This window comes from Pseudomonas sp. (assembly GCF_051660785.1).
Lineage (GTDB): Bacteria > Pseudomonadota > Gammaproteobacteria > Pseudomonadales > Pseudomonadaceae > Aquipseudomonas.
The window spans coordinates 24,587-30,621 of sequence record NZ_JBOFQE010000029.1; the positions used below are offsets into that span (position 1 = coordinate 24,587).

General features: G+C 63.4%; 5 protein-coding genes. All 5 read right to left on the reverse strand.

From position 1 onward, the window contains the following. Positions 1–4 precede the first annotated feature (4 nt). The gene (locus tag ACRC4F_RS07795; protein ID WP_438658790.1) at positions 5–1,612 is read right to left on the reverse strand and encodes a 5-guanidino-2-oxopentanoate decarboxylase; all 1,608 of its coding nucleotides are present in this window, start codon (positions 1,610–1,612) and stop codon (positions 5–7) included. Between the two features lie 10 nt (positions 1,613–1,622). After that, the gene (locus tag ACRC4F_RS07800) at positions 1,623–3,722 is read right to left on the reverse strand and encodes an acetate--CoA ligase family protein (protein WP_438658791.1); all 2,100 of its coding nucleotides are present in this window, start codon (positions 3,720–3,722) and stop codon (positions 1,623–1,625) included. Between the two features lie 18 nt (positions 3,723–3,740). After that, on the reverse strand, positions 3,741–4,901 hold the full coding sequence (locus ACRC4F_RS07805; RefSeq protein WP_438658792.1) for an acyl-CoA dehydrogenase family protein: 1,161 nt from the start codon (positions 4,899–4,901) through the stop codon (positions 3,741–3,743). A gap of 53 nt (positions 4,902–4,954) precedes the next feature. Further along, positions 4,955–5,746, reverse strand: coding sequence for an enoyl-CoA hydratase/isomerase family protein (locus ACRC4F_RS07810; protein ID WP_438658793.1), 792 nt, complete (start codon positions 5,744–5,746; stop codon positions 4,955–4,957). A gap of 13 nt (positions 5,747–5,759) precedes the next feature. Then, positions 5,760–6,035: hypothetical protein (locus ACRC4F_RS07815; RefSeq protein ID WP_438658794.1), on the reverse strand; the 276-nt coding region annotated here is incomplete at its 5' end.

The window sequence follows — 6,035 nt, forward strand, 5'->3', positions numbered from 1 at the left end:
GAAATCAGAGCGCGCACGCATGCTTGAGTTCGATCAGGGTCACGCCATTGCGCTTGAAGCCGTGGCGCAAATCGGTTTGCAGCTCGGCCAGACTTTGCGGCTCGGTCACCGTGCAACCGAACGCGCGACCAAGGGCGGCAAAGTCCGGGTTGCGCGGCAACACGCCGATCGGCTCGATATCCAGCCCGATCATGTCGTCGCGGATCTGCCCCAGCGCGTCGTTGTTCCAGAGCAACACCACCAGCGGGCTGTCCAGCTCTTCGACTGCGGTGGCCAGTTCTTGCGCGGTGTAGAGAAAGCCGCCGTCGCCCACCAGCACCAGTCCAGGTCGCTGCGGCGCGCCGAACTTGGCGCCGATGCCCGCCGGCAAGCCATAACCCAAGGTGCCGTACCCGGTCGGGTGCAACCAGCTGCGTGGCGCCAGGCTGTTGAAGGCGTAGTTGCCGGTGTAGGCCAGTTGGGTCATGTCGGTGCTGATGAAAGCGTCGTCCGGCAGCTCGGCGGCGATGCGTTCGAGAATCGCCTGATGGATCGACTGCAACGGGCCGTGGCTGTTTTGCACCGCTTCACGCAGTTTGGCCACGGATGCAGTCGCGGCGCTGGCGTCACGTTTGCCGGTTGGCAGACGCTCCAGCAGCGCGGCGAGGGTGTGTTGCGCATCGCCTTGCAGCGCCACCACGCACGGGTAGAAGTCGTTGAACTTGCGCGGGTCGATGTCGACGCGCAGCAGTTCGGCGTTCAGCGGCAGACGCTCGCGCCAGAAATCGGTGTCGGCCATTTCGGTGCCGACGGCGAGCACCACGTCGGCCTCGGCGATGAGTTGCCAGCCCGGCTCCACACACAGGGTCGAGCCGGCATTGAGCGGTGCATCCGGCAGCAACAAGCCTTTACCGGCGACGCTGGTGAACAGCGGCGCGGCGAGTCGGGTGCTGAGTTCTTGCAGTTGCTGCTGCGCATTCAGTGCGCCACCGCCGGCGATGATCATCGGCCGCTTGGCGTTTTGCAGCTTGGCCACCGCCTCGTCCAGCGCCGTGGCTGCCGGTACGCCACGGCTTGGGCGACGCACCACGTCATTGCTCCAGTCACGGGTGATTTTTGCGGATAACACGTCGAGCGGCACCGAGATGTGCACCGGGCGCGGCCGTTCACTGTCGAACACCGCGTAGGCACGGGCGATCAACTCGGGCAGGTCTTCGGCGCTGAGCGCCACCGCCGAAAACGCGGTGATTGGCGCGGTGATTGCGCGCTGGTCCTGGGTTTCGTGCAGGCAGCCCCAGCCTTTGCCGAGACTAGCCGTGTGGTTGACGCTGGAAATCACCAGCATCGGAATCGAGTCGGCATACGCCTGGCCGATGCCGGTTGCGGCGTTGGTCACACCCGGCCCGGTGATGATGAAGCACACGCCCGGTTTGCCGCTGACCCGCGCGTAGCCGTCGGCCATGAAACTGGCGCCCTGCTCGTGGCGCGTCAGCACGTGACGAATGCCGCTGCCGGGCAAGCCGCGATACAACTCCAGCGTGTGGACGCCGGGAATGCCGAACACGGTGTCGACGCCGTAGTTGGCCAGAAGACGCACCAGGGCCTGGCCGCCGGTCAATGTTGTGCTTTGCATGTTCACTTCCTCACTCGTGGCCGAGGCGAATCAACGCATCGACCGCAGTCGTGCCATGGGCGCCGACCAACAATGGGTTCACATCGAGTTCCAGCAACTGCCCGGCGTTCTCGCAGGCGTAATCGGCCACCGCACGAATCGCCGCCACCAACGCGTCCAGATCCGCCGCTTCGCGCCCGCGAAAACCCTGCAACAACGCGGCACTGCGCAGGCTCAATAACGCTTGGCGAATGGCGCCGTCAGTGGTCGGCAACAGCAGGCTGCGACTGTCCTTTAACAACTCCACCAGAATCCCGCCCGCACCGATGACCAGGGCCAGGCCGAAGTCGTTTTCGCGTTTGATGCCGACGATCAATTCGGCCAACGGTGGTGTGGCCATGGGTTCCAGCAGCACCTGATCGAACGGTACCTGCGGCGCGTAATCGGCGATGCTCGCGCGCATTTTTTCCAGGGCGGCGCTCAGGGCTGTAGCGTCCTTGAGGTTCAACGCCACGGCGCCGGCTTCGGTCTTGTGCGGCAATTGCGCACTGACGGCTTTCAACACCAGCGGATAACCCAGCGCGTTGGCGTCGCTCAATGCCTCGCCCGGGGTGCTTAATACGCCGTTCGGCGTCTGCAGGCCAAAGGCGCGCAAGGCTTTTTTGGAATCCCATTCATTGAGCAAGCGACCTTCACCTTCCAGCGCCTGCGGGCAGTGCGGCACCAGCGCCGATTCACCGAGCGCCAGCAGCGCCTGACGGTTGCGTTGATAACCGGCGATCCGGCCCCACGCGGCCAGCCCGTCTTCCACACCTTGCAACGCCGCCACGCCTTGGGCATGCAGACGTTCGCGAGCGTGGGCCGGCAGCAATTCCGGGAACGCCGAGGTGACAAAACCGGTCTTGCCGTGGCGGACCAGGGCGGCGCAATACAGCTCCAACAGCAGGTCGCATTCCTTGCGTTCGCCGGTAAATTCCGCCGGGTAATCGAGCACCAGCATCGCCGCATCGGCTTCGGTGCGCAGGGCGCTGTCGAGCATGCGGTTCAAGGCTTCGCCGTCGCCCCAGATCGCTGTAGTGAAATCCAGTGGATTGACCAGGTTGGCGTAGCTCGGCAGCACTTGGGCCAGCTCTTCACGCTGACCCTCGTCGAGTTTCGGCAAGCTCAAATCGTTGCGTTCGGCATAGTCGGCAATCAGCCCGGCATCGCCCCCCGAACAGGCCAACGCGATCAGGCTGTTGCCCGCCGGCAGTTTGCCGCACGCCGCCGCTTTCAGGGTTTCGACAAAACTCACCGGGCCACTGACGCGGATCACGCCGAGGCGCGCAAACAGACTGTCGTACAGCGCATCGGAACCGGACAGCGAGCTGGTGTGACTGAGCGCCAGTTCGGCACCGATCTGCGACACGCCGGTTTTCAGGGCAATAATCGGAATGCCTTTCTCCAAGGCCTTGTGCGCGGCGCGGGCGAAACCCGGAACGTTTTTCAGGCCTTCGAGGTGCAAGCCAATGGCGGTGACACGCGGCTCGTCGAGCAGCACGTCCATCAATTCGGCAACGCCCAGTTGCGCCTGATTGCCGACCGAGGCCATGTAGGCCACCGGCAGCGAGCGGTCGCTCATCGACACGTTATAAGCAAAGTTGCCGCTTTGCGTCAGGACAGCGACGCCCTTCTCCACCGGTTTGCCGCCATGGGCCACCGGCCACAGCGCGGAGCTGTGCAGATAGTCGAGCAAGCCGTAGCAGTTGGGGCCGAGCAAGGCCATGTTGCCGGCTGCCTGGAGCAACTGTTGCTGCAAGGCCTGGCCTTCGGCGCCGGTTTCGGCGAACCCGGAGGCGTAGCAGATCGCACCGCCCGCGCCCTTGGCGGCCAGTTCGGCGACGCAGGTCAGGGTCAACTCGCGGTTGGTCGCGATGAACACCGCGTCCGGGCCGCACGGCAGTTCGCCGATGCTGCGCACACAGGGCACGCCTTCAAGGGTGTCGTGTTGCGGATTAACCAGCCACATCTCGCCCAGATAGCCACCATCGGCGCAGCGCTTGAGCGCGCGGGCCATGCTGCGGCCACCGACAAACGCCAGGTGGCGCGGCGCGAGCATGCGTTTGAGGTTGTCACGAATCGTTTGCGACATAGCCATTCTCCGGGCAGATCAGCGCAACAATGGCCGCAGCAATTCGCGGGAAATGATGTGACGCTGGATCTCCGACGTGCCTTCCCAGACACGCTCGATCCGCGCGTTACGCCAGATGCGTTCCACCGGGCATTCGTCCATCAGGCCCATGCCGCCAAAGATTTGCACCGCCTCATCGGCGACCTTGCCGAGCACTTCGCTGGCGAACAGCTTGGCCATGCCGGCCTCGCCATCGGTCATGCTGCCCTGGTCCATTTTCCAGGCGGTGTGCAGGGTCAACAGCTCGGCGGCGCGGATCTGCGTGACCATGTCGGCGAGCTTGAACGAGATGCCCTGATAAGTGCCGATCGGCTGACCGAACTGCTTGCGGTCCGCCGCCCATTGCAGCGACACATCGAGCGCGCGTTGCGCCTGACCAACGCAGTTGGCGGCGACCATCACCCGCCCGGCGGTGAGCCATGCGTTGGCCACGTCCCAGCCCTTGCCGACCTCGCCCAGCACTTTGTTGGCGGGGACGCGACAGTCGTCGAAGAACATTTCAAAGGTGTGGTAGCCGCGGTTGCTCACGCACTTGGGACCCCGGCGAATAGTCATGCCCGGCGTGTCGCGATCGACCAGGAACGAGGTCACGGCGTTGCGCTGTTTGCCGTTGTGCTCATAGGTATCGGTGACGGCGAACACGATGGCGAAATCCGCGTGCCCGGCGTGGCTGATGAAGTGTTTGCTGCCATTGAGAATGAAGTCATCGCCGTCGCGCACGGCGCGGGTCTTGATCGCGTTGGCGTCGGAACCGGCGCCCGGTTCGGTCAGCGCGAAGCAATCGATCTTCTCGCCCTGGATGCATGGCAGCAGGTAGTCGTTGATCTGCTCGCCGGTGCAGGCCATGAGGATTTTCGACGGCCGTGCGACGAACACATGCAGCGCCCACGAGACCTTGGACAGCTCACGCTCGATCAGCGCCTGGGACAGGTAATCGAGGCCGCCACCGCCGACTTCTTCCGGCATGTTGAAGGCATAGAAACCGGCGGCGATCGCCTTGCCGCGAATCTGCGCCGCCAGCTCGGGGGAGACTTCGTCGGCACGGTCGACCGCTTCCTCATGAGGCAGCAGTTCCTTGGCGACAAAACTGCGTACCGCGTCCACCAACATTTCTTGTTCTTGGGTCAGTTGGAAATTCATGGGGCTACCTGTTGTTCATGTGCTGAGTAGGTGTACGGGGCGAGTCACCGGGCTTATTCGCCGCTGAAACGGGCCGGGCGTTTCTCGATGGCGGCGCGCAAGGCTTCGGCGCCGTCTTTGCTGCGACCGCAGAGCAGGCCGGCGGCGAGCTCGGCTTGCAGTTGCTCCGGCAGGCTGCGTTGGGCGCCTTCGCGCATGAGTTTTTTGGTCTGGGCGAATGCGAACGTCGGGCCGCTGGCCAGGCGTGTGGCCAATTCAGTGGTCACGTCGTGCAGTTGATCATCGGCGCAGACTTCGCCGACGAGGCCGGCCGCCAAGGCACGCTCGGCACTCCACAGCTCGTCGAGGAACAGCAGGCGCTTGGCTTGCTCAGTGCCGATGAGGCGTGGCAAATGCCAACTGGCCCCGGCGTCCGGCGAGTAGGCCATGCTGGTGTAGCCGGCCTTGAAGCGTGCCGATTGCCCGGCGATACGCAGGTCGCAGCACAGCGTCAGGTCCATCCCGGCGCCGACGGCCGTGCCGTTGATAGCAGCGATTGTCGGTTTGTCGAGGCTGTACAAACGGCTCATCAGCGCATGAGCGGTTTCGGTCCAGCCGTAGCTTTCCAGGGCGCCGCGAGCTTCCGCTTCTGCCCACTCGGCGAGGTCGGCACCGGCGCAGAAACTGCGGCCGTTGCCGGTCAGCACAACGACCCGAACGGCGGGATCGGCGTTGAATTCATCGAGCAAGGCGTGCAAGTTTTTCAGGGTTGGAATGTCCAGCGCATTGCGCTGAGCGGGGCGATCGAGGGTGATCCAGGCCACGCCAGCTGTTACCTGGCAGAGCGGAGAAATGTGAGTAGTCATGCGAATCCTCGAATTATTGTGTTTGGCCTGAGGTGATGCGACTTGAGGCCATACTAAACGAGTGTTCAGTAAGACGGCAATTGGCGAGGAAATGGGCTGTAACAGTCTCATTTACTTCATAAGCTATTGATTTTATTGAGTTAATCTTTGAGATCCGGTTTTGCAGCGACCGCGCTGTTACAACTTTGAACAACTGCGTAAACGACTGTGGGAGCGAGCCTGCTCGCGATGACGGAATCCCATTCAACATCTCTGTTGACTGATCCACCGTCATCGCGAGCAGGCTCGC

Bases quoted from the DNA above. Each gene is read 5' to 3' on its own strand.
- ACRC4F_RS07795 (WP_438658790.1), bottom strand. From the start codon at position 1,612: ATGCAAAGCACAACATTGACCGGCGGCCAGGCCCTGGTGCGTCTTCTG.
- ACRC4F_RS07800 (WP_438658791.1), bottom strand. From the start codon at position 3,722: ATGTCGCAAACGATTCGTGACAACCTCAAACGCATGCTCGCGCCGCGC.
- ACRC4F_RS07805 (WP_438658792.1), bottom strand. From the start codon at position 4,901: ATGAATTTCCAACTGACCCAAGAACAAGAAATGTTGGTGGACGCGGTA.
- ACRC4F_RS07810 (WP_438658793.1), bottom strand. From the start codon at position 5,746: ATGACTACTCACATTTCTCCGCTCTGCCAGGTAACAGCTGGCGTGGCC.